At 60.5% G+C, this 21,238-nt stretch carries 22 protein-coding genes; 5 read left to right on the top strand and 17 right to left on the bottom strand.

Annotation, left to right across the window (positions count from 1 at the left end):
- Positions 1-14: 14 nt before the first annotated feature.
- The 4 genes from lpxK to ACX0MV_RS10950 form a co-directional block, all read right to left on the bottom strand.
- Positions 15-1,019 (bottom strand): tetraacyldisaccharide 4'-kinase, encoded by a 1,005-nt coding sequence (gene lpxK, locus ACX0MV_RS10935; protein ID WP_458982534.1) that lies wholly within the window; start codon positions 1,017-1,019, stop codon positions 15-17.
- Positions 1,020-1,032: 13 nt separating this feature from the next.
- A complete protein-coding gene (locus ACX0MV_RS10940) occupies positions 1,033-1,461 on the bottom strand; it encodes an ExbD/TolR family protein (RefSeq protein WP_458982535.1) in 429 nt (142 codons plus the stop codon).
- Positions 1,458-2,090: a MotA/TolQ/ExbB proton channel family protein gene (locus ACX0MV_RS10945; RefSeq protein WP_458982536.1), complete on the bottom strand. Its 633-nt coding sequence runs from the start codon at positions 2,088-2,090 to the stop codon at positions 1,458-1,460. The genes ACX0MV_RS10940 and ACX0MV_RS10945 overlap by 4 nt, the downstream gene beginning before the upstream one ends.
- A 71-nt stretch (positions 2,091-2,161) precedes the next feature.
- Entirely contained in the window at positions 2,162-4,387 is a 2,226-nt protein-coding gene (locus ACX0MV_RS10950) for a DNA internalization-related competence protein ComEC/Rec2 (protein ID WP_458982537.1), read from the bottom strand.
- Positions 4,388-4,513: 126 nt separating this feature from the next.
- Here ACX0MV_RS10950 and ACX0MV_RS10955 point away from each other — a divergent pair, with 126 nt between their 5' ends.
- Positions 4,514-5,047 carry a DUF2062 domain-containing protein gene (locus tag ACX0MV_RS10955; protein ID WP_458982538.1) on the top strand — a complete coding sequence of 178 codons (534 nt, stop codon included), beginning with the start codon at positions 4,514-4,516 and terminating at the stop codon, positions 5,045-5,047.
- Positions 5,048-5,090: 43 nt separating this feature from the next.
- Here the strand turns inward: ACX0MV_RS10955 and ACX0MV_RS10960 are convergent, their stop codons facing one another.
- The 3 genes from ACX0MV_RS10960 to ACX0MV_RS10970 are packed head-to-tail and all read right to left on the bottom strand — an operon-like array spanning position 5,091 to position 8,273.
- The gene (locus ACX0MV_RS10960; protein WP_458982539.1) at positions 5,091-6,335 is read right to left on the bottom strand and encodes a lipoprotein-releasing ABC transporter permease subunit; all 1,245 of its coding nucleotides are present in this window, start codon (positions 6,333-6,335) and stop codon (positions 5,091-5,093) included.
- On the bottom strand, positions 6,335-7,015 hold the full coding sequence (gene lolD, locus ACX0MV_RS10965) for a lipoprotein-releasing ABC transporter ATP-binding protein LolD (RefSeq protein ID WP_458982803.1): 681 nt from the start codon (positions 7,013-7,015) through the stop codon (positions 6,335-6,337). The genes ACX0MV_RS10960 and lolD overlap by 1 nt, the downstream gene beginning before the upstream one ends.
- Positions 7,016-7,022: 7 nt before the next feature.
- Positions 7,023-8,273: a lipoprotein-releasing ABC transporter permease subunit gene (locus tag ACX0MV_RS10970; protein WP_458982540.1), complete on the bottom strand. Its 1,251-nt coding sequence runs from the start codon at positions 8,271-8,273 to the stop codon at positions 7,023-7,025.
- Positions 8,274-8,368: 95 nt separating this feature from the next.
- Here ACX0MV_RS10970 and ACX0MV_RS10975 point away from each other — a divergent pair, with 95 nt between their 5' ends.
- Genes ACX0MV_RS10975 through ACX0MV_RS10985 form a run of 3 tightly spaced genes read left to right on the top strand, consistent with a single transcriptional unit; the run spans position 8,369 to position 9,989 of the window.
- On the top strand, positions 8,369-8,959 hold the full coding sequence (locus ACX0MV_RS10975) for a PilZ domain-containing protein (protein WP_458982541.1): 591 nt from the start codon (positions 8,369-8,371) through the stop codon (positions 8,957-8,959).
- A gap of 8 nt (positions 8,960-8,967) precedes the next feature.
- Complete coding sequence (locus tag ACX0MV_RS10980; RefSeq protein WP_458982542.1) at positions 8,968-9,264, top strand: phosphodiesterase; 297 nt, start codon at positions 8,968-8,970, stop codon at positions 9,262-9,264.
- Positions 9,265-9,266: 2 nt separating this feature from the next.
- Positions 9,267-9,989 (top strand): glycerophosphodiester phosphodiesterase, encoded by a 723-nt coding sequence (locus ACX0MV_RS10985; RefSeq protein ID WP_458982543.1) that lies wholly within the window; start codon positions 9,267-9,269, stop codon positions 9,987-9,989.
- A gap of 158 nt (positions 9,990-10,147) precedes the next feature.
- Here ACX0MV_RS10985 and sthA read toward each other — a convergent pair whose 3' ends face one another.
- From sthA to ACX0MV_RS11030, 9 genes are all read right to left on the bottom strand, one after another.
- Positions 10,148-11,542, bottom strand: coding sequence for a Si-specific NAD(P)(+) transhydrogenase (sthA, locus tag ACX0MV_RS10990; protein ID WP_458982544.1), 1,395 nt, complete (start codon positions 11,540-11,542; stop codon positions 10,148-10,150).
- Between the two features lie 97 nt (positions 11,543-11,639).
- Complete coding sequence (nqrM, locus tag ACX0MV_RS10995) at positions 11,640-11,870, bottom strand: (Na+)-NQR maturation NqrM (protein WP_458982545.1); 231 nt, start codon at positions 11,868-11,870, stop codon at positions 11,640-11,642.
- Positions 11,867-12,886, bottom strand: coding sequence for an FAD:protein FMN transferase (locus ACX0MV_RS11000; RefSeq protein ID WP_458982546.1), 1,020 nt, complete (start codon positions 12,884-12,886; stop codon positions 11,867-11,869). The genes nqrM and ACX0MV_RS11000 overlap by 4 nt, the downstream gene beginning before the upstream one ends.
- 2 nt (positions 12,887-12,888) lie before the next feature.
- Complete coding sequence (nqrF, locus tag ACX0MV_RS11005; RefSeq protein ID WP_458982547.1) at positions 12,889-14,115, bottom strand: NADH:ubiquinone reductase (Na(+)-transporting) subunit F; 1,227 nt, start codon at positions 14,113-14,115, stop codon at positions 12,889-12,891.
- Between the two features lie 15 nt (positions 14,116-14,130).
- Entirely contained in the window at positions 14,131-14,739 is a 609-nt protein-coding gene (nqrE, locus tag ACX0MV_RS11010) for an NADH:ubiquinone reductase (Na(+)-transporting) subunit E (protein WP_458982548.1), read from the bottom strand.
- Positions 14,739-15,413: an NADH:ubiquinone reductase (Na(+)-transporting) subunit D gene (locus ACX0MV_RS11015; RefSeq protein WP_458982549.1), complete on the bottom strand. Its 675-nt coding sequence runs from the start codon at positions 15,411-15,413 to the stop codon at positions 14,739-14,741. The genes nqrE and ACX0MV_RS11015 overlap by 1 nt, the downstream gene beginning before the upstream one ends.
- Complete coding sequence (locus tag ACX0MV_RS11020; protein WP_458982550.1) at positions 15,410-16,198, bottom strand: Na(+)-translocating NADH-quinone reductase subunit C; 789 nt, start codon at positions 16,196-16,198, stop codon at positions 15,410-15,412. The genes ACX0MV_RS11015 and ACX0MV_RS11020 overlap by 4 nt, the downstream gene beginning before the upstream one ends.
- Positions 16,191-17,402, bottom strand: coding sequence for an NADH:ubiquinone reductase (Na(+)-transporting) subunit B (locus ACX0MV_RS11025; RefSeq protein ID WP_458982551.1), 1,212 nt, complete (start codon positions 17,400-17,402; stop codon positions 16,191-16,193). The genes ACX0MV_RS11020 and ACX0MV_RS11025 overlap by 8 nt, the downstream gene beginning before the upstream one ends.
- A 3-nt stretch (positions 17,403-17,405) precedes the next feature.
- The gene (locus tag ACX0MV_RS11030; RefSeq protein WP_458982552.1) at positions 17,406-18,743 is read right to left on the bottom strand and encodes a Na(+)-translocating NADH-quinone reductase subunit A; all 1,338 of its coding nucleotides are present in this window, start codon (positions 18,741-18,743) and stop codon (positions 17,406-17,408) included.
- Positions 18,744-19,012: 269 nt separating this feature from the next.
- Here ACX0MV_RS11030 and ACX0MV_RS11035 point away from each other — a divergent pair, with 269 nt between their 5' ends.
- Complete coding sequence (locus ACX0MV_RS11035) at positions 19,013-19,573, top strand: chalcone isomerase family protein (RefSeq protein WP_458982553.1); 561 nt, start codon at positions 19,013-19,015, stop codon at positions 19,571-19,573.
- 72 nt (positions 19,574-19,645) lie between these two features.
- Here the strand turns inward: ACX0MV_RS11035 and ACX0MV_RS11040 are convergent, their stop codons facing one another.
- A complete protein-coding gene (locus ACX0MV_RS11040; RefSeq protein WP_458982554.1) occupies positions 19,646-21,112 on the bottom strand; it encodes a glyceraldehyde-3-phosphate dehydrogenase in 1,467 nt (488 codons plus the stop codon).
- Positions 21,113-21,238: the final 126 nt, after the last annotated feature.

Here is a 21,238-nt window from a genome sequence, read left to right on the forward strand (position 1 = left end):
CTGGCGCAGCGATTTTAGCGCGGCACGGCCTGCAGACGCTGCAGTTGCTGATCGAACCAGCCGACAAACGCCGGTGAAGGCTCAGCGTCGACCGCCAGGTACCACCAGTTCGCTGCAGCAAATGCTCGGCATTTCACCGCATCCTTTTCGGTCATCAGCACGGGTAGCGACGGGCTGAAGTCGAACGACTCGGCGCTGTAGTGTGCGTGGTCGGCAAAGGCATGGGCGACAGGCCGCCAGTGTAGCCGTTCAAGGGTACTGAAGAAACGCTGGGGGTTACCGATACCGGCCACCGCATGCAGCGCCTGGCCCTCAGGGAAATAGCTGAGCGAGCGTCGCTCGCCGCTGCGCAGATTGACCAGTGCGCTTGGTTGCAGGACGAATCCATAACCCCCATGCGGAGGGTGCAAAACGCCGTTGTGGAGCACTGCATCGACACTTTCCAGGCGCTCGGCCGGTTCACGCAGCGGCCCGGCAGGCAGGCAGCGGCGATTACCCAGGCCACGCGCGGCGTCGATCAGCACCAGCTCCAGATCACGGGCCAAACGGTAGTGTTGCAGGCCGTCGTCGCTGAGGATCAGGTCGAGCGCTTCGCTCTCCAACAAGGCGGCCGCCGCGCGTGCCCGGTCAGGGTCGATCATCAAGGGCACGCCGCTGCGTTGCACGATCAGCAGCGGCTCGTCACCGGCGACTTCAGCCGATTGGTCGGCCTGAACGCGCCACGGAAAACGTGGCGGCTTGGCACCATAACCGCGGCTGATCACCCCTACCCGCAGGCCGCGGCGACGGCAATGCTCGATCAGCCAAAGAATCAGAGGGGTTTTGCCGGTGCCGCCGACGGTGATATTGCCCACCACCACAACCGGGACCGGCGCGCGGTAGATATCCCCCTCACCGGCCAGAAAACGCTCTCGCTTACGCTGCACCACCACGCGGTACAGCCATTCCAGCGGGCGCAACAGGCCGAGCGCCGGATGACCGGCGTACCAGGCGGCGGTAAAACGCTCGGCCAGGCTCATCGGCTGGCGATCATCAAGGCGCGGCCTGCGCCTCGACCGTGGTGATGCGCAGATGGGCGAAGCCCAGCTTACCGGCGGCATCCATCGCCGTAATCACAGCCTGGTGAGGCGTCTTGGCGTCCGCACTGATGATCAGCGGCAGGCTGTTGTCGCCTGCCGACTCTTTCTGCAAAGCCGCCATTAGGCCTTCCAGGTCGCTTTTCAACAACGCCTTGGTGTTCAGCGAGTAGCTGCCATCGGCGGCGATCAACACCTCCAACTGCTTGAGCTCGGTTTGTTCCGGCGGAGTGCCGGTCGCCGCCTCGGGCAGGTCGACCTTGAGCTGGGTTTCACGGGTAAAGGTGGTGGTGACCACAAAGAACAGCAGCAGGATAAACACCACATCGATCAACGAGGCCAGGTTGATTTCGACGTTCTCCCGCGGTTTGCGCCGGAACTTCACGCCTTATCCTCACCCAGGTCGACGTCACGATCACCCTGCACCACTTCCACCAGCTTGATCGCCTCCTGCTCCATGCCCACCACCAACTCGTCGACCCGGCGTTGCAGGTAACGGTGGAAGAACAATGCGGGAATCGCCACCATCAGACCGGCCGCAGTGGTGATCAGCGCCTTGGAGATACCGCCAGCGAGCAGCGCCGCGTTGGCCATGCCCGAGCCCATGAACGAACTGAAAATCTCGATCATGCCGAGCACCGTGCCGAGCAGGCCAAGCAGCGGTGCAATGCCCGCGATGGTGCCGAGCGCGTTGAGGTAGCGTTCCAGCTCATGCACGACCCGCGCGGCAGCTTCCTCAATACACTCCTTCATGATCTCGCGACCATGCTTGGAATTGGCCAGGCCGGCCGCGAGAATCTGCCCCAGCGGCGAGTCGGCGCGCAGTTCCTTGAGTTTCTGATTGTTGAGCTTCTTGTCTTTGATCCAGCGCCAGACCTGGCCAAGCAGGTGCGGCGGCGTGACACGGCTGGGCCGTAGGGTCCACAGGCGCTCGGCAACGATGCCGGCAGCGGCGATTGAACAACAAATGATTGGCAGCATTATCCAGCCGCCTGCTTTGACCAGTTCCCACACGGTGGCAGATCCCCTTTGAAAAGTGGCGCCACTCTAGCATAGGGTCCGGCACTCGCCGACCGCTGCCGTTCTCATTTTTCTCGCCAAAACCGCGACTGCGCCCGCAAACCTTGCGCGGGGAGAAAAGCCCCCAGACTGATGCGCACCGCGCCCTGCTCGGCCGTATCGTGAAGCTGCGCGGGCAACCACTGATAACGCGCGACTACCTCGGCATGGGGATGCCCGAAGGCATTGTGGCGCCCACGGGAGATCAGCGCCGAGTGCGGTGCGACGGCCTGGAGGAATTGCTGCGAGGAAGAACTGCGGCTGCCGTGGTGAGGCGCAACCAACCAGTGCGCGCGGGTATCAAAACCGCTGTCGAGCAAGGCCCGCTCGGCATGACTGTCGATGTCTCCGGTCAGCAGCAGCCTTTCGCCATTGGCTTCGACGAGCAGCACACAGGACGCCTGATTGCTGTCGCTGGCCGAGCGCCAACGCCATGTCGTGAAGTGCACGTCATCCCAGGTCCAACGCTGGCCTGATTCGCAGGATTGGGCACCGAGCGGCACGGGTAAAGCCGGCGCATCGCCACTGAGCACCCGCGCAATCGGCATGCCTTGCTGAATGGCCAGCGCGCCGCCCGCGTGATCATTGTCAGCATGACTGATCAACATCAGGTCCAGTGCGTCGACGCCCAGGCTGCGAAGCGAAGGCAGCACCACCCGCTCACCCATGTCGAAGTCACCGAAGCGAGGTCCGGCGTCATACAAAAGACTGTGCTCCCGGGTGCGCACCAGCACCGCCAAGCCCTGCCCCACGTCCAGCATCCATACCTCGGCATGGCCAGAAGCCGGGCGCGGCGTGGCGCTGTAGAACAACGGCAACAGCAGAACCAGGCCAAGACCGCGCAGCGGAACACCCGCGGGAAGCAGGAGCAGCAATGCGGCCAAGGCAATCGACGCCCAGGCCCAGATCGGCAGCGCGGTGGGTAACCAGGCCGGCATCCCGGCGGCCAGGTGCTGCAGCAACACGAATAGCAGATCGAGCAAACCGCCCGCGATCCACAACAGCCCTTCGCCAACCCAGGGCACCGGCAGGAGGGCCGTACCAAGCAAAGCTAGCGGCACCACCGCCAAACCTACCCAGGGTACGGCGATCAGATTGGCCAGGGGCCCGCTGGCGCTGATTGGCAAACCCAGCGCTAGCAGCAGCGGCAACAATCCGATGGCCATTGCCCACTGGGCTCTTCCCAGCGTGCGCCACCAGGGCCAGGCACCAAGGCGGCCGCTGAAGATCAGAATCAGCAAGGCGACTGCGCCAAAAGACAGCCAGAAGCCCGGCTGCAAACTGGCCAGAGGCTCAAGCAGCAGGACCACGCTCAGCGCCATCAGAAATGGCAACCAGACCCCAAGGTGACGAAAGCGCCAACGCCAGAGGAACACCAGCCCGAGCATGACGCAGGCGCGCTGCACCGGTACGTCGAAACCCGCCAACCAGCCGTAGGCAAGTGCTCCACTGACGGCGGCCCCGCACGCCCAGGGCAACCAGGGCCAGTTCCGCGGCCAGCAGCCGATGCGCGCGAGCCCTGCCACCACGCCGTACAACAGCGCCGCCAGAAGGCCGATGTGCTGGCCGGAAATCACCATCAGGTGCACTGTGCCAGTGGCCTGCAAGGTTCGCCAATCTGCCGTCGATAACCCCGAACTGTCGCCCAGCACCAACGCTGCCAGCGCACCCTCCCGGCCATGGGCAGAAACGGCCAACAGGCGTTGGCGCAGTGAATCGCGCCAGGCAGCCGAGCCGTGTAGCGATGAGAGCAGCTGGCCATTTTTCACCGTGCCGGTTGCGCCGATCCGCTGCGCCAGCAGCCACGCCTCGTAGTCGAATGACTGCGGATTGACCAGCCCGTGAGGCCGCTTCAAACGCACTGCAAGACGCCAGATCTCGCCCGCGCGCAACGGCGGCCCGCCGTACCAGGACAGACGCACGCGGGCAGGTAACTGCGCGCGCCGTGATTGAGGATTGACCAGTTCGAAGCGGACAACACCAGCCTCCGCTTCCGGCAGACCCACTACCTGGCCTTGCAGCCAAAGGGTTCGGCCATCGAGCTCAGGTGCGAGGCGATCATCTAGCGCCGCCTGTGCGGAAATACAGGCCCAACTGAAACCGAATAGAAACAGCGCGGCTGGGTAGCTACGAAACGGCAATGCCATCAGACCGACAACAGCCAGCAGGATCAGCAGCCACGTCGGCGGCAAAGCCGGCAACCAGCGCAGCGTCAACATACCCAACACCAGCGCAAACATCCCTATGCGCATTCGCACGCTCCAGATCCAGTCCCGTGGATCAGTTACTCAGCAAAGCCAAATCGGTACGACAAGAGTAAAAGCAGCTCGCACCGAACCTGTGCATAATACGGGCGCCCCAGGCCAACCGAGCCCCTCATGCCGCGTCGCTTATTTAAACGCTACATGCCCAGCCCAGAACGCATCAAGGACACCAAATCCCTGCGTTTCCTTGGCGCATTGATCCATGATCCCAATCTGTGGCACCTCAACCGCCACTCGGTCTCCAGAGCCATGGCCATCGGCCTGTTCTGGGCGATGATCCCAATGCCCATGCAGATGTTAGCAGCCGCGCTGATAGCCGTCCCGGCGCGGGCCAACCTGCCCATATCCATAGGCCTGGTGTGGCTGACCAACCCGATCACCATGCCGCCGGTTTTCTACTGCAGCTATACGTTCGGTGCCTGGATGATCGGTACACCGCCGCTGCAGATGCCCGACCATATGTCGCTGGCCTGGGTCGGTCAGATCCTGCAAACGCATTGGCAACCGCTGTATCTGGGCTCGTTCGTGCTTGGCGTGATGTTCGCTGCTATCGGCTATTTCGGCACCAATGCCTACTGGCACTGGTGGGTGCGGCGCAGCTGGCGCAGGCGCCGGGAAAAACGCCTCGAGCGGGAAAAACAAGCATAAAAAAGCCGTTACTGAGTAACGGCTTTTTTGCAGGCGAAGCCGGCTATTCGTAGCGCAATGCCTCGGCAGGCTGGATACGCGCCGCGCGCCAGGAAGGATAGAGCGTCGCCAGAAAGCTCAAGCTGAACGCCGCGCCGCAGATCAGCAGAACATCGGAAAGCAGCAGCTGAGACGGCAGATTGCTGATGAAGTAGATGTCCGAGCTGAACACCTGCTGACCACTGAGGCGCTCGATCCAGCCCACCAACTGGCTGACATTCAACGCCACCAGCACGCCCAGCACGGCACCGATCAGGGTTCCGATCAGACCGATCACGGTGCCCTGGACCATAAAGATGCCCATGATCTGCCTGGGAGTGGCGCCCAGGGTACGCAAAATGGCGATATCCGCACCCTTGTCGGCCACCACCATGATCAGCGTTGCGATGATGTTGAACGCGGCGACCGCGACTATCAGCAACAGCAGCAGACCGATCATGGTCTTTTCCATTTTCATGGCACTGAACAGACTGCCCTGGGTAAGGGTCCAGTCGCTGGCACGATAACCGGCACCCATATCGGCAGCGACCGCGGCGGACACCAGCGGCGCCTGATACAGGTCAGCCACCTTCAAGCGCACGCTGGGTACCTGTCCCGGCTGCAGGCGCTGGATATGCGCGGCATCGGCGATATGGATCAGTGCGAGCGAGCTGTCCAGCTCCGCACCGACCTTGAATACCCCGACCACATTCAGCCGCTGCATACGCGGCGTAATGCCACCTGGCACCGAGCTGACCTCGGGAACGATCAGCGCAAGCTTGTCGCCGATCTGCAGCTGGAACCGTCGCGCGGTGATTTCACCGATGATCACGCCGAACTCACCAGGTTGCAGGTCAGTGAGCTGACCTTGCACCATGTGCTCGCCGATGATCGAGACTTTGGTTTCCTGCTGCGGGTCCACGCCCTGCAGCTGAATCGGCTGCATCGCTCCGCGAAAGGACAGCATGCCTTCCAGCTCGGCGAAGGGCGCTGCCGCAAGCACCTGTGGGTTTCTGCCGGCGCGCTCCGCCACCGCCTGCCAGTTTTCCAGCGGTTGCTCAGCACTGATGGTCGCGTGGGGCACGGTGCCGAGAATGCGCGTGCTCATTTCCTGCTGGAAACCGTTCATCACCGACAGCACCACGATCATCGCCAGCACACCCAGGGCGAGGCCGATCATCGACGTCAGAGAAATGAACGAAATGAAATGGTTGCGCCGCTTGGCGCCTGTGTAGCGCAGGCCGATAAAGACGCTTAACGGGCGAAACATCAGGCAGCCACCAGCTTGCCGTCTTCCAGACGGAGGATGCGATCCATCTGCTGGGCCAGCTCCAGGTCGTGGGTCACAACCAGGAATGCCGTCTGCGAGGCACTGCTCAGCTCCTTCATCAGGTCCTGGATGCCTTGCGCGGTGTGATGATCGAGGTTGCCGGTCGGCTCATCGAGCAGCACCAATCCCGGCTGATTGACCAGCGCGCGGGCAATGGCCACCCGCTGCCGCTCGCCGCCGGACAGCTCCGAAGGTTTATGTGCCAGACGATGACCAAGCCCTACCCGCTCAAGCAGCGCGGTTGCTCGCTGCCGCGCTTCGCTGATCGGTGTACGACCTATTAGCAGTGGCATGCAGACGTTTTCCAGGGCGGTGAACTCGGGCAACAGGTGATGGAACTGATAGACGAAACCGAGGGAGCGGTTGCGCAACAAGCCGCGCTCCTTCTCGTTCAGCGCGGACAACTCTTCGCCTGCCAGCCAGACGCTGCCGGTGCTGGGTGTATCCAGGCCGCCAAGCATGTTGAGCAACGTACTCTTGCCCGAACCCGAACTGCCGACGATCGCGACACGCTCGCCGGGGTGCAATTCGAGCTGCAAGTCCTGCAACACCACCACCGACTGTGGGCCCTCGTCGTAGCTCTTGCCGAGGTTACGACAACTCAAAACTGCTCGATCCATAACCTGATCACTCATAGCGCAAGGCCTCCGCGGGCTGGGTACGTGCCGCGCGCCAGGCTGGGTAAAGGGTGGCGAGAAAACTAAGAACCAACGCGGCACTGCAGACCAGCAGCACATCCGCGAGCATCAACTGCGACGGCAGGTAGTCGATGAAGTACACATCGGCATTGAGGAACTTGATCCCCAGCAGTGACTCGAGCGCCGCAATACCGGCGCTGATATTCAGCGCCGCGAGAATGCCCAGCACCGCACCGATGGCGGTGCCGACCACGCCGATCACGGTGCCCTGAACCATGAAAATAGCCATGATCTGCCCAGGCGTCGCACCCAGGGTGCGCAGAATGGCGATGTCGCCTTTCTTGTCGGTCACCACCATGACCAGGGTGGAGATGATGTTGAACGCGGCCACCGCAACGATCAGCAGCAGCAACAAGCCGATCATCGCCTTCTCCATGCGGATCGCCTGGTACAGGTTGCCATGGGTGCGCGTCCAGTCGCGGGCGTAGAACTGTTTGTCGCCCAGGCTCTGCGCCAGCTGCCAGGCTGTGCGCGGGGCTTCGAACAGGTCGGCGAACTTCAGCCGGATGCCCTGAACTTCATCGGCCTTCCAGCGCTGCAACCGCGCCAGATCCTGAACGTGGGTCATGGCGATAAAACCATCGACCTCGCCGGCACCGACATGAAAGATGCCGACCACGGTGAAGCGCTTGAGCCGCGGAAACATACCGGCGGGCGTTACCGTCACTTCCGGCGCGACGAAGGTGATTTTATCGCCCAGGCCGACACCGAGTTTGGCAGCCGCCTTGTCGCCGATGACGATGCCGAAATCGCCGGCCTTGAGGTCCTGCAGGCGGCCCTCTTCAAAGAAATCGCCAATGATCGAGACCTTGGTCTCTTCCAGCGGATCGATCGCATTGATCAGAACTTTCTGCACCTTGCCCTCGTGGGTGAGCAGGCCCTGCATCTGACTGAACGGAGCAACCGCTACCACCTGGGGATTTTTTGCCGCGAGCGCGCCGAGGCGTTGCCAGTCGGCGAGCGGTTTCGCGCTTTCGATGGTGGCGTGCGGCACCATGCCGAGCACGCGGGTGCGCATCTCATGATCGAAGCCATTCATCACTGACAACACCAGAATCATCACCAGCACACCCAGTGCCAGCCCGATCATCGAAGTCAGGGAAATAAAGGAAACGAAGTGATTGCGACGCTTGGCTCGCGTGTAGCGCGTGCCAATAAATACAAACAGAGGTCTGAACATGTCGGGAGTGGGTTCGAAGAAAAGAGGAACGTCCTTGTGGCGGGGCTTGGCAAGCAGCTTTACACTCGGACCACCACTGCTGCCATGGGTTCGCCATGTCGACTCAAGATGAAGATGACCGCCGCGAATACTATCGTATCGACGACACGATCGCACTGGATTTCACCCTGCTGTCCGGCGCCGACGCACTGGCCGGCGAAGAACTGCAAGACAGTTCACCGCTGTTCAATCTGCTCAGCGAACTGCACCTGATGGACTTCGAATCGCAGCATCTGCTGCGGCACATCAGCGAGCGTGACCGGACGCTGGCCAACTACTTCAAGGTGATGAACAAGCGCATCGATCTGCTCGGTCAGGCGGTTGCCCAGAGCCTGCTGCGCGACATCGGCGCGCCTCGGCAGGTCAGCCTGTCCGAAGGCGGCATCAGCTTCAATAACGCCCAAAGCGTACCGGAAGGCAGCCATCTGGCGCTCAAGCTGGTGTTGATGCCCCAGGCTCTAGGCTTGCTGCTGCGCGCCAAGGTCATCCACTGCCATTCTCGCGCCGACAAACAGTTCGAAATTGGCACCGAATTCGAAGCCCTGACCGACGCCCAGCGCCAGTTGCTGGCCCGCCACATCCTGCAGCGTCAGGCGCTGGAACGGCGTCTGGCCCGCGAACAGGAAAGCCCGCAATCGCTCATATGAGACCAACCATGCCTCGCCTCTTGTTAATCCTGCCGCTGCTGTTCGCATTTAACGCCCAGGCGGAAACCCTAGAGATACCGATCGGCCAGCAAGGTGCCGTGCTGGGGTCATTGCCACAGCTCGGCGAATCCCGCACCTCGGTGCTGGAACGCTTTGGCCTGGCTGATGAAGAACATCCGGCTGTAGGCCAGCCGCCCATCACGCGCTGGGACTACCGGGAGTTCAGCGTGTATTTCGAACATGAGCATGTCATCAACAGCGTGCGCCATCACCAACCGCGCGCCGCTACACCCGCCAAGGAGTAAACGTGACCCTGATTTACGGCCACCGCGGTGCCAAGGGCGAAGCACCTGAAAATACCCTGGCCAGCTTCCAGAAATGCCTGGAGCATGGCGTTCGCCGCTGCGAACTCGACCTGCATCTGTCGCGCGACGGCGAATTGATGGTGATTCACGACCCCACGCTGAAGCGCACCACTGGGCAGCGCGGCAAGGTCGTCGAGCACGATGCGGAGGAACTGGTGCGCTACGACGCGCGCAAGGGCGGGCCGGGCTGGTTGCACGCCTGCCCTATCCCGCGCCTTGCCGAACTGTTCGAGCAGTGCGCGTTCGAGCACTGGCAACTGGAAGTGAAAAGCGCCTCCAAGGTGCGCGCGGCACGCACCGTCGAAGCGATTGCGACGCTCGCCGAACGCTTTGCCATCAGCGACAAGGTCACCGTCACGTCCAGTTCGCGGGAAGTTCTGGCAGCGCTGAAAAACCGCGCGCCAACGCTGTCCCGTGGCCTGGTCGCGGAATATGCTTGGCTCGACCCGCTCAAGGTGGCCAAGCACTACGGCTGCGACATGCTGGCGCTGAACTGGACGCTGTGCACCCCGGAGCGCCTGCTCAAGGCCCAGAAGGCCGGGTTGCATGTCTCGGTGTGGACGGTCAACGAACCGGCGCTGATGCGCAGGCTCGCCGACTTTGGCGTGGACAGCCTGATTACCGATTTTCCAGGCCTGGCGGTCGAAACGCTGAAGAGCGCCTAGATACTTGTAGATACCAGCGCATTAAAAAACCGGCCTGATGGCCGGTTTTTTAATGGGGTAACGCCCTGCTCAGAAACTCTCCCGGTTTGGCCAGCGCCACTGCTGGGAGTCACTGAAGATGTCCTCCCCAACCGGCTCAGGCCACCGGCTGGAGCCGGTCAAAAAAGCCGGTTGAGTCCATCGAACGCCGCCACCCGATAGGCTTCCGCCATGGTCGGGTAGTTGAAGGTGGTGTTGACGAAGTACTTGATGCTGTTCGCCTCACCCTTCTGGTTCATGATCGCCTGGCCGATGTGGACGATCTCCGAGGCCTGGTAGCCGAAGCAATGCACGCCAAGGATCTCCAGGGTCTCACGGTGGAACAGGATTTTCAGCATGCCCACCGGTTCGTGGGAAATCTGCGCCCGCGCCATGCTCTTGAAAAATGCCTTGCCCACTTCATAAGGGATTTTCGCCTGGGTCAGCTCACGCTCGTTCTTGCCGATCGAGCTGATCTCGGGAATGGTGTAGATCCCCGTCGGAACATCGTCGACAAAGCGCCAGCTGCCGTTGTCGATGATGTTGCCAGCCGCCGAACGGCCCTGATCGTAGGCGGCGCTGGCCAGGCTTGGCCAACCGATAACGTCGCCGGCCGCGAAAATGTTCGAGACCTGGCTGCGGTAGTTCTGATCGACTTCGATCTGGCCCCGGGTGTTGACCTTGATGCCGATGTTTTCCAGGCCAAGCTTGTCGGTGTTGCCGGTACGGCCGTTGCACCAGAGCAAGGCGTCGGCCTTGATTTTCTTGCCGGACTTGAGGTGCAGAATCACCCCGTTTTCCAGCCCTTCGATGCTTTCGTACTCTTCGTTGTGGCGAATCAGCACGTTGTTGTTGCGCAGGTGATAGCTCAACGCATCGGAAATTTCCGCATCAAGGAAGCTCAGCAACTGCTCGCGGTTGTCGATCAGGTCGACCAGCACACCCAGGCCACTGAAGATCGATGCATATTCACAGCCGATGACTCCGGCACCGTAGATGATCAGGCGACGCGGCGTGTGGCTGAGCTCAAGGATGGTGTCGCTGTCGTAGACCCGCGGGTGATGAAAATCGACGTCCGCTGGACGGTAAGGCCGCGAGCCGGTGGCCACCACGATCTGCTTGGCGACCAGTTTCTCGACCACCCCATTGGGGCAGACCACTTCGACGGTCTGCTCGTCGGCAAAACTGCCGGTACCGAAAAACAGATCGATGCGGTTGCGCGCGTAATAACCGGTGCGCGAGGTAACCTGCTTGGCGATGACCCGCTCCGCGCTCTTCAGCACATCGGGAAAGGAGAACCAGCGCGGCTCGCCGATCTGGCGAAACATCGGGTTGGTGTTGAACTGCATGATCTGCCGTACCGAATGGCGCAGCGCCTTAGACGGAATGGTACCCAGGTGGGTGCAGTTGCCGCCGACTTCACGGCGGCTGTCCACCACGGCGACCTTGCGGCCCGCCTTGGCAGCATTCATCGCCGCGCCCTCGCCCGCCGGGCCGGAACCCAATACCACTACGTCGTAGTTGTAGACCGCCATGTTTACTCCTTGAGATCACGCCTGGCGCTTGTGGCGCCATTGGCTGGGTCAGTGCCGCGATGCAGCCTGACAGTCGGTACTTTTCGCAGCGCCTCGATCAGCGCCGGGTCGCGTCGTAGGCCAGCGCACTGGCGTCAACCGGGTTCGATTCACGGTTGACCTCTTCGCACTTCTCGCGGCTGCCACCACAGATCGAGCATTCTTTTTCGATGCCAAGGTTGGCGATACCGCCGCAGGAACCAGCAATCGGCTTGCGCCCCATGATGACGCCAACGGCCATCAGGGAAACAACCAGAAGCATGGTGAGAAATACAACCAACCAAATCATTGTTCATCTCCAAATAGCTGCTCGAATGCCGCGGTGCCGTGGGTGACGAATTCCTCGCCTTCACGACTTACGAAAAACGCCGCAATGCCGGCACGCTCGGCGTAGGCCAGGCCTTTTTCCGGCCCTAGGACCATCAGCAATGTCGACAAGCCGTCGGCACGTAGGGTCGATTTATCGGCGACCGTGACTGCTGCCAGTGTATGGGTAATGGGTGCACCGGTCTGCGGGTCGAGGGTATGGGAGTAACGCACGCCCCCTTCCTCGAAATAATTACGGTAGTCGCCCGAAGTCGAAATCCCGTAACCGTCGAGTTGCAGGATTCGCTGGGCAACCCGCTCGTCATCGCGCGGCGCTTCGATCGCAATGCGCCAGGGCTGACCATCCGGTTTTTTGCCGGCAGCCTTGAGTTCTCCGGTGACGTCGATCAGGTAGCTGCGAACACCCAGCTCGGCGAGGCGTTCGACAATCCGCTCGACCGTGTAACCCGCCGCAATGCCGTTGAGATCGAGCTGCAGATCGACATCCTTGCACAGGCGCTGACCGTCGATACGCAAATGCTGATAGCCCGTACGATGACGCGCCTCAGCGAGTTGCTCGGCAGTGGGCACCCGCTCCACCCGCGCCTGCGGGCCGAAGCCCCACAGGTTTAGCAGCGGTTCCAGCGTCAGGTCGAAGGCACCATCACTCTCCTTTGCCAGCGTCTCGCCGGCTCGCACCAAGTCAAGCATGCCCGCAGGCAGCTGCATGCAACTGCCTGCAGGCGCGAGGTTGAAGCGCGAGATCAGCGAATCGGCCCGATAGGTGGACATCTGCTGATCAACCTCGGCAAGTATCGCCTCGGTTTCGCGTTTGAGCTGCGCGGCATCAGCGACGCCATCGCCGCGAACATACTTCACCGAATAGGTGCTGCCCATGGTCGGGCCACCGAATTCCTCGACCTTCTCGGAATGCAAACAGCCCGTCAGAGCGACCGCCAACGCGGCCGCAATGAGGGGCTGGAATACCGCTGGCTTCACGCTTAGCCGCCGAAGTCATCAAGCAGGATGTTTTCTTGCTCAACGCCCAGATCGGTCAGCATCTTGATCACGGCGGCGTTCATCATCGGTGGGCCGCACATGTAGAACTCGCAATCCTCGGGGGCCGGATGGTCCTTGAGGTAGTTCTCGTACAGCACGTTGTGGATGAAGCCCTTCAAGCCGTCCCAGTTGTCTTCCGGCTGCGGATCGGACAATGCCAGATGCCACTGGAAGTTCGGGTTCTCGGCCTGCAGCTGATCGTACTCCTCGACGTAGAAGGCTTCGCGCATGGAGCGCGCGCCGTACCAGAAGCTGATCTTGCGCGTGGACTTCAAACGCTTGAGCTGATCGAAGATGTGCGAGCGCATGGGCGCCATACCAGCACCGCCGCCAACGAAGACCATTTCCGCATCGGTGTCCTTGGCGAAGAACTCACCGAACGGACCGTACACGGTGACCTTGTCGCCCGGCTTGAGGCTGAACACCCAGGACGACATCTTGCCTGGCGGCAAATCATCCTTGCCCGGTGGTGGCGAGGCGATACGGATGTTGAACTTCACCAGGCCGACTTCTTCCGGGTAGTTGGCCATGGAGTAGGCACGGATCACGGTCTCGTCGACCTTGGACACGTACTTCCACTGGTTGAACTTGTCCCAGTCGCCGCGATACTCCTCCTGGATGTCGAAGTCCTTGTAGTTCACGGTGTGCGGCGGGCACTCCAGCTGGACGTAGCCGCCAGCACGGAAATCGACGTTTTCACCCTCGGGCAGTTTGAGCGTCAGCTCCTTGATGAAGGTGGCGACGTTGGGGTTCGACTCGACGGTGCATTCCCACTTCTTCACGCCGAAGACTTCTTCCGGCACCTCGATCTTCATGTCCTGCTTGACCGATGCCTGGCAGGACAGGCGCCAGCCTTCCTTGGCCTCGCGCCGGGTGAAGTGCGACTCTTCAGTGGACAGCATTTCGCCGCCACCGGACTCGATGATGCACTTGCACTGGGCGCAGGTACCGCCACCACCACAGGCAGACGACAGGAAGATGTTATTGGCGGCCAGCGTCTGCAGCAGCTTGCCGCCGGCCGGCACTACGATGGTTTTTTCGCCGTTGATCTCGATGCTCACGTCACCGCTGGAAACCAGCTTGGCGCGCGCCGCGATAATGATCAGCACCAGCGCCAGCACAATGCCGGTGAACATGCCGATCGCGAGAAAGATTTCGTAATTGATCATCTATTCATCCCTTCCTTACAACTGCACGCCGGAAAAGGACATAAAGCCCAAGGACATCAGGCCGATGGTGATGAAGGTGATACCCAGTCCCTGCAGCCCCTCCGGTACATCGCTGTATTTGAGCTTCTCGCGGATACCCGCCAGCGCGGCAATTGCCAGCGCCCAGGACACACCCGCGCCGACGCCGTAAACGGTGCTTTCCGCCAGGTTGTAGTCGCGCTCGACCATGAACAGCGAACCACCCATGATTGCGCAGTTCACCGTAATCAGCGGCAGGAACACACCCAGGGCGTTGTAGAGCGAAGGCACATATTTATCCAAGGTCATCTCAAGGATCTGCACAATCGCGGCGATAACCCCGATGAACGTCAGCAGACCCAGGAAGCTGAGGTCGACCTCAGGGTAACCGGCCCAGGCCAGCGCACCGTCTTTCAGCAGGTTGGCATAGATCAGGTTGTTGACCGGCATCGTGATCCCCAGGACCACCACAACGGCGATGCCAAGACCGATCGCCGTCTCGACCTTCTTCGAGATCGCGATGAACGTACACATGCCCAGAAAGAAGGCCAGCGCCATGTTCTCGACGAACACCGCACGGACGAACAGGCTGATGTAGTGCTCCATTAGTAGGCCTCCTTGTTGGACACCTGAGGCGCCATCTTGAAGCTCGGCTTCTCAATCTGCTCTTTCTTCCAGACGCGGATGCCCCAGATGAACAGGCCGATCAGGAAGAACGCCGAAGGCGGCAGCAGCAGCAGGCCGTTGGGCTGGTACCAGCCGCCGTCATTGACCACCGGAATGATCTCGTAGCCCATCAGTTTGCCCGCACCGAACAGCTCGCGAATGATGCCCAGCGCAACCAGCATGGCGCTGTAGCCAAGACCGTTACCGATACCGTCGAAGAACGACACGATCGGCGGGTTCTGCATGGCGAAAGCTTCTGCGCGGCCCATCACGATGCAGTTGGTGATGATAAGGCCAACAAACACCGACAACTGTTTGGACAGGCTGAAGGCATAGGCCTTGAGCACTTGATCCACAACGATTACCAGCGAGGCAATGATCACCATCTGCACGATCATGCGGATCGATGCCGGGATCTGGCTGCGGATCATCGAGATGAACAGGTTGGAGAACCCGGTCACCAGGGTCAGCGCGGCGGACATCACCAATGCGGTTTTCAGGTTCGAGGTCACCGCCAGCGCGGAACAGATACCCAGAATCTGCAAACCAATCGGGTTGTTGTTGAAAATCGGGTTGAGCAGAACGTCTCTAATAGTCGGCTGCGACATGATCAAGCCTCCCCTGCGCGCAGGTTCGCGATAAACGGACCGAAGCCATTCTGGCCAAGCCAGAACTTCAGCAGGTTATCAACCCCGACACTTGTCAGCGTTGCACCCGCCAGGCCATCAACCTGATGCACGGCCTCTGGGCTCTGCGCATCGACGCCACCCTTGACGACTTGCACGGCTAGATCGCCATCCTCGTCATACAGGGTTTTGCCTGGCCACTGACCTTTCCACTTCGGGTTGTCGACTTCACCGCCCAGCCCAGGCGTCTCGCCGTGCTGATAGAAGCCCATGCCGACCACGGTGTTCAGATCGCCCTTCACCGCAATGAAGCCATGCAGCGTCGACCACAGGCCATAGCCGCGCACCGGCAGAATCAGGGTCTCGAGCTGACCGTCCTTCTCGACCACATAGACCGTGGAGTAGTCCTCCTGACGCTTGATACCGGCAATGTCCTCACTCGCCGGCAGCACGTCGGACAACTGGGGGTCCTTCGAAGCTTTTAGCGGGTCGAACGTGACCGGGTCATGGGCATCGGAAAACTTTCCGGTTTCCAGGTCGACCAGCTTGGCGGTGATGGTGCCGTTGAACATTTCTTTGACTTGCGCACTGGACATGCTTGCGTCGCCCAGACCAGCAATCGCCAGAATGCTGCGCTGCTTGTCCAGCAGGCGGTTGTCTACCTGGGTCGGCTTCAGCGCTACAGCGGCGCCGGCGACGAATACCGAACAGACCAGGCAAACCAGCAGGGCCACCATCAACGTACGTGCGGTGGATTCTCTTTGACTAGACATTACGTGCCAGCCTCCGCTTGATATTGGCTTGAACGACGAAGTGGTCGATCAGCGGTGCGAACAGGTTGGCGAACAGGATCGCCAGCATCATGCCCTCGGGGAACGCCGGGTTGACCACGCGGATCAGCACGACCATCACGCCGATCAATGCGCCGAAAATCCATTTGCCGGTATTGGTCATGGACGCCGACACCGGGTCGGTGGCCATGAAGAACAGGCCGAAAGCGAAACCGCCAGCAACCAGGTGCCAATACCAGGGCATGGCGAACATCGGGTTGCTCGTCGAGCCCAGCGCATTGAACAGCAGGGTCAGACCGATCATGCCGATCATCACCCCCGAAACGATGCGCCAGGACGCGATACGGGTCAGCACCAGTACGCCGCCACCGATCATGATGGCCAGGGTGCTGGTCTCGCCGAGCGATCCGTGAATGGTGCCGACAAACGCATCCATCCAGCTGATGCCGTTATTCACCACATTCTCGATGCCGCCTGCTGCGGCAAGGCTCAGGGTGGTCGCCGCGGCGTAACCGTCTACTGCGGTCCAGACCGCGTCACCGGACATCTGCGCGGGATAGGCGAAGAACAGGAATGCACGACCGGTAAGCGCCGGATTGAGGAAGTTCTTGCCCGTGCCGCCAAACACTTCCTTGCCGATTACCACACCGAAGCTGATGCCCAGGGCGACCTGCCACAGCGGAATGCTCGGCGGCAGAATCAGGGCGAACAGTACCGAGGTGACGAAGAAGCCTTCATTGACCTCGTGCTTGCGGATCGAGGCAAACAATACCTCCCAAAAGCCGCCGACGATAAACGTCACCGCATAGACCGGCAGAAAATACGCCGCGCCCTGGATGAAGTTATCCCACAGGCTGTTCGGATCGAAGCCGGCCAACGAACCGATCAGCGCGAAGCGCCAGCCTTCCTGGGCCGACAGCAGCTCAGGGTTCTGAGCGAAGATCAGGTTGGCCTGGTAGCCGGTGTTCCACATGCCGAAGAACATCGCCGGGAACGTACATACCCAGACGGTGATCATCATGCGCTTGAGGTCGATGCCATCGCGCACATGCGCAGTGGTTTTGGTCACGCTACCGGGACGATAGAAGAAGGTGTCGAAGGCTTCGTACAAGGCGTAGAACTTCTCGTACTTACCGCCCTTCTCGAAGTTGTGCTCGATCTTGTCGAGGAATCCACGAATGCCCATTGCTTATCCCTCCTTCTCGATGCGGGCGAGGTTATCGCGCAGGATCGGGCCGTATTCATATTTGCCGGCGCACACGTAGGTACAGAGCGCCAGGTCTTCTTCGTCGAGTTCCAGACAGCCGAGCTTCTGCGCCATTTCGGTATCGCCAACGATCAGGTAACGCAGCAATTGGGTCGGCAGGATGTCCAGGGGCATCACCGCCTCGTAATTACCAACAGGCACCATGGCGCGCGGGCTGCCATTGGTGGTGGTGGAAAATGCGAATTTCTTGGCCGACATCAGCTTGGAAACGAAGATATTCAATACCGAATGCTTGTTAACACCGGCACGCAGGTAGTGGAGCATCTCGCGGTCGTTGCCCTCTGCAAGGCATGACACCTGCAAGTGATAACGCCCCAGGAATGCCACGGCGCCTCGCGCAGTACGCCCGCCCAGCACCGACCCTGAGATCACCCGGTTGTTGCCAGGCTGCAACTGGCCCGCTGTCAGTTCTTCCAGATTCGCGCCAAGCCGTGTGCGCACCAGGCGCGGCTGTTCGACAACGGGGCCGGCGAGGGAAACCACGCGCTCGACCCACAATTGACCGCTGGCGAACAGTTTGCCGACCGCAATCACGTCCTGATAGTTGATCGACCAGACGCATTTGTTGACGTTGACCGGGTCAAGAAAATGGATGTGGGTACCGGCCAGGCCTGCCGGATGAGGGCCTGAAAATGCCTCGGTCTGCACCTTGCCTGACTGTTCGCCGGGCAGCGTGACGCCCTCGGCCTTGCACAGGAAAACCTTGCCCAGATTGCCGAGGACCTGCAGACCGTTCTCGAAATCAGCGGCGTACTCGGTGATCACCACAGCGGGGTCGGCAGCCAGGGGATGGGTGTCGATCGCGGTTACAAATATCGAACTGGGCACCGCGTCGACAGCCGGCACCTTGCTGTAGGGACGGGTACGCAATGCAGTCCACAAACCGGACTGCTGCAGATTCTCGCGAACCTTGGCATCACCGATTGCGCCAAGCTGGTCCACAGGGTAGTGGGCGAAGGTGACGCGTTCGTCACCGTCCAGATCGATCACTACCGACTGCAGCACGCGCTGCTCGCCGCGATGAATCGCACTGACCACCCCGGCACCCGGCGCGGTAAAAACCACCCCGGGGGTTTTCTTATCCGAGAACAGCACCTGACCGAGCTTGACCCGATCGCCGACCTGCACATCCATGGTCGGCTTCATACCGTGATAATCGAAGCCTATGACGGCGACGCTTCGTACCGGCCTAGCGGCCTCGATACGTTGCACCGGCGCGCCTGTTATGGGCAAATCAAGCCCATCCTTTATTTTGATCATAGGTTTGCCTAACCACTGATTTATAAAACTTTTTAAGGTACGTCCGGGCTTGTTCAATCAATAGAAATGCCAGGCCAAAAAAGTTATTGGTCTGAGGTTCTGTGCCGGCCGTGAGTAAAAATCCTTCCGAGTATAAGGAGGTGCCCCTCCCCTGGCCACCCAAGCGCTTGCTTTTTTGGCCATCCAGAAACAGCCAGCAACAGACCTGTACTTGACCTGGTATTGCGCGCGAGCGAAACAGGACGCCTCCCCATTGCGGACACGAATTCATGTACAAGTCGCTGGTTCTGCTTTCCCTGATGCTCATTAGCAGCGGCCTAATGGCCAACAGCAGCGAACGTCTTCAGGAGGCTGCTTTCACCGATCAAACGGAGCTCATGCAGGTAACGCTTGAGCGCAAGAACCAGAGCGTGCTGACCTACCTGTGGGTCGATGTCTACGCCGCGGCGCTTTATGCCGAACCTGGGGTCAGCGCTCGTCGAGCGCTGGATGATCAGAGAAGCAAACGCCTGGAGCTATACTACTTTCGCGATATCGATCGCACTGACGTAGTCAAGGCGGCGTGGGTCACGCTGGAGCGGCAACACGACAGCGCTGCACTGGATCGACTGCGTGGAGACATCGACGCGCTGCACGCACAGTTCCGCGACATTCGCGCGCAAGACCGTTATGCATTGAATTACACGGACGACGGCACCCTGAGCCTGGAGCGCAACGGCGAGGTGGTATTCAAAAGCACCAACCGGGAACTCGCTCAGGCCTACCTGGGCATATGGCTGGCTGCCGATGGTCTGTCGGAAGAGTTGCGCGGCCGCCTGCTGGCTGACTGAGCGACCCAGCGGCCGGGCATGACTGACATAAAAAACGGGAGCGCTAGGCTCCCGTTTTTATTTACTCAGCGCTTAGCCAGGAAAGGCTGGCGGGTGTACCCCGGCCATGTCTTCCATCACACGTACAACCTGACAGCTGTAGCCGAACTCGTTGTCGTACCACACGTACAGGACAACGCGGTTGTCGTTGGCGATGGTCGCCTCGGCATCAACCACACCGGCATGGCGCGAACCGACGAAGTCGGTGGAAACCACTTCCTGGGAATTGACGAAATCGATCTGCTTGTGCAGATCCGAGTGCAGCGCCATGTAGCGCAGGTACTCGTTGATTTCTTCGCGCGTGGTGGCCTTTTCCAGGTTCAGGTTGAGAATGGCCATGGACACGTTGGGCGTAGGCACGCGAATCGCGTTGCCGGTCAACTTGCCTTTCAACACCGGCAATGCCTTGGCAGCAGCGGTGGCGGCCCCGGTTTCGGTGATCACCATGTTCAACGCCGCACTGCGACCACGACGACTGCCTTTATGGAAGTTGTCGATCAGGTTCTGGTCGTTGGTGTAGGAGTGAACGGTTTCAACGTGACCGTTGACGATGCCGTACTTGTCGTTGACCGCCTTGAGCACCGGCACGATGGCATTGGTGGTACAGGAGGCCGCGGAAATGATCTGGTCTTCAGCGGTAATTTCGCCATGGTTGATGCCATGCACGATGTTCTTCAGCGCGCCCTTGCCCGGCGCGGTCAGCACCACGCGGTCGATACCCGGGCAGGTCAGGTGCTGGCCGAGGCCTTCGGCGTCACGCCATACACCGGTGTTATCCACCAGCAGGGCGTTCTCGATACCGTACTGGGTGTAATCGACTTCCTTCGGGTCCTTGGCGTAGATCACCTGGATCAGGTTGCCGTTGGCAGTCAGGGTGTTGTTTTCTTCATCAATGGTGATGGTGCCATCGAACTTGCCATGTACCGAGTCGCGGCGCAGCAGGCTGGCGCGTTTGACCAGGTCGTTGGAAGCGCCCTTGCGTACGACGATGGCGCGCAGGCGCAGGCCGTCGCCACCACCGGTTTTCTCGATCAGGATACGGGCCAGCAGACGACCGATCCGACCGAAGCCATACAGCACCACGTCGGTACCTTTGCGGGCAACCGCGTTTTGCTGACCAACCACCGAGGCCAGCTCGTCACGCACGAACTGTTCGAGACCGCGGCCGTTGCCGTCCTTGTTGAACTTCGCCACCAGACGGCCCAGGTCCACCGAAGCGGCGCCCAGCTTGAGCTCGCTCATGGTTTTAAGGATCTGGAACGTGTCGTGAACCGACAGCTCGGTGTCGCCATCCACACGGTGGCGGGCATAACGGTGCGCTTTGAGAATCTGAATGACCGAACGGTTGATCAAGCTACGACCGTAAATCGAAGTCACCACATTGTTGTTGCGGTAGAGCTGGCCAATCATCGGAATCATCGCTTCCGCAAGGGCTTCTCGATCGATCCACTCACCAAGACACTGGTCGGGCTTCTGGGTCACGGGCAGTACCTTCCACATGTAGGGGCTAAAAAAGGGGGCTACATTATGCCGCTGCGCACCTTAACCGGCAATCTGCAGCGGACGAAACACTGACAGCGACAAGCCTGGATAGTTACAATCGCCAGCCCTGTCAAAATGACCGTG

The organism is Pseudomonas cistanchae (assembly GCF_054483635.1).

Bases quoted from the DNA above. Each gene is read 5' to 3' on its own strand.
- ACX0MV_RS11030 (WP_458982552.1), bottom strand. From the start codon at position 18,743: ATGATCAAAATAAAGGATGGGCTTGATTTGCCCATAACAGGCGCGCCG.
- ACX0MV_RS11040 (WP_458982554.1), bottom strand. From the start codon at position 21,112: ATGTGGAAGGTACTGCCCGTGACCCAGAAGCCCGACCAGTGTCTTGGT.
- sthA (WP_458982544.1), bottom strand. From the start codon at position 11,542: ATGGCGGTCTACAACTACGACGTAGTGGTATTGGGTTCCGGCCCGGCG.
- nqrM (WP_458982545.1), bottom strand. From the start codon at position 11,870: ATGATTTGGTTGGTTGTATTTCTCACCATGCTTCTGGTTGTTTCCCTG.
- ACX0MV_RS10975 (WP_458982541.1), top strand. From the start codon at position 8,369: ATGTCGACTCAAGATGAAGATGACCGCCGCGAATACTATCGTATCGAC.
- lolD (WP_458982803.1), bottom strand. From the start codon at position 7,015: ATGGATCGAGCAGTTTTGAGTTGTCGTAACCTCGGCAAGAGCTACGAC.
- ACX0MV_RS11025 (WP_458982551.1), bottom strand. From the start codon at position 17,402: ATGGGCATTCGTGGATTCCTCGACAAGATCGAGCACAACTTCGAGAAG.
- lpxK (WP_458982534.1), bottom strand. From the start codon at position 1,019: ATGAGCCTGGCCGAGCGTTTTACCGCCGCCTGGTACGCCGGTCATCCG.
- nqrF (WP_458982547.1), bottom strand. From the start codon at position 14,115: ATGATCAATTACGAAATCTTTCTCGCGATCGGCATGTTCACCGGCATT.
- nqrE (WP_458982548.1), bottom strand. From the start codon at position 14,739: ATGGAGCACTACATCAGCCTGTTCGTCCGTGCGGTGTTCGTCGAGAAC.
- ACX0MV_RS10950 (WP_458982537.1), bottom strand. From the start codon at position 4,387: ATGCGCATAGGGATGTTTGCGCTGGTGTTGGGTATGTTGACGCTGCGC.
- ACX0MV_RS11035 (WP_458982553.1), top strand. From the start codon at position 19,013: ATGTACAAGTCGCTGGTTCTGCTTTCCCTGATGCTCATTAGCAGCGGC.
- ACX0MV_RS11020 (WP_458982550.1), bottom strand. From the start codon at position 16,198: ATGTCTAGTCAAAGAGAATCCACCGCACGTACGTTGATGGTGGCCCTG.
- ACX0MV_RS10960 (WP_458982539.1), bottom strand. From the start codon at position 6,335: ATGTTTCGCCCGTTAAGCGTCTTTATCGGCCTGCGCTACACAGGCGCC.
- ACX0MV_RS10955 (WP_458982538.1), top strand. From the start codon at position 4,514: ATGCCGCGTCGCTTATTTAAACGCTACATGCCCAGCCCAGAACGCATC.
- ACX0MV_RS10980 (WP_458982542.1), top strand. From the start codon at position 8,968: ATGCCTCGCCTCTTGTTAATCCTGCCGCTGCTGTTCGCATTTAACGCC.
- ACX0MV_RS10970 (WP_458982540.1), bottom strand. From the start codon at position 8,273: ATGTTCAGACCTCTGTTTGTATTTATTGGCACGCGCTACACGCGAGCC.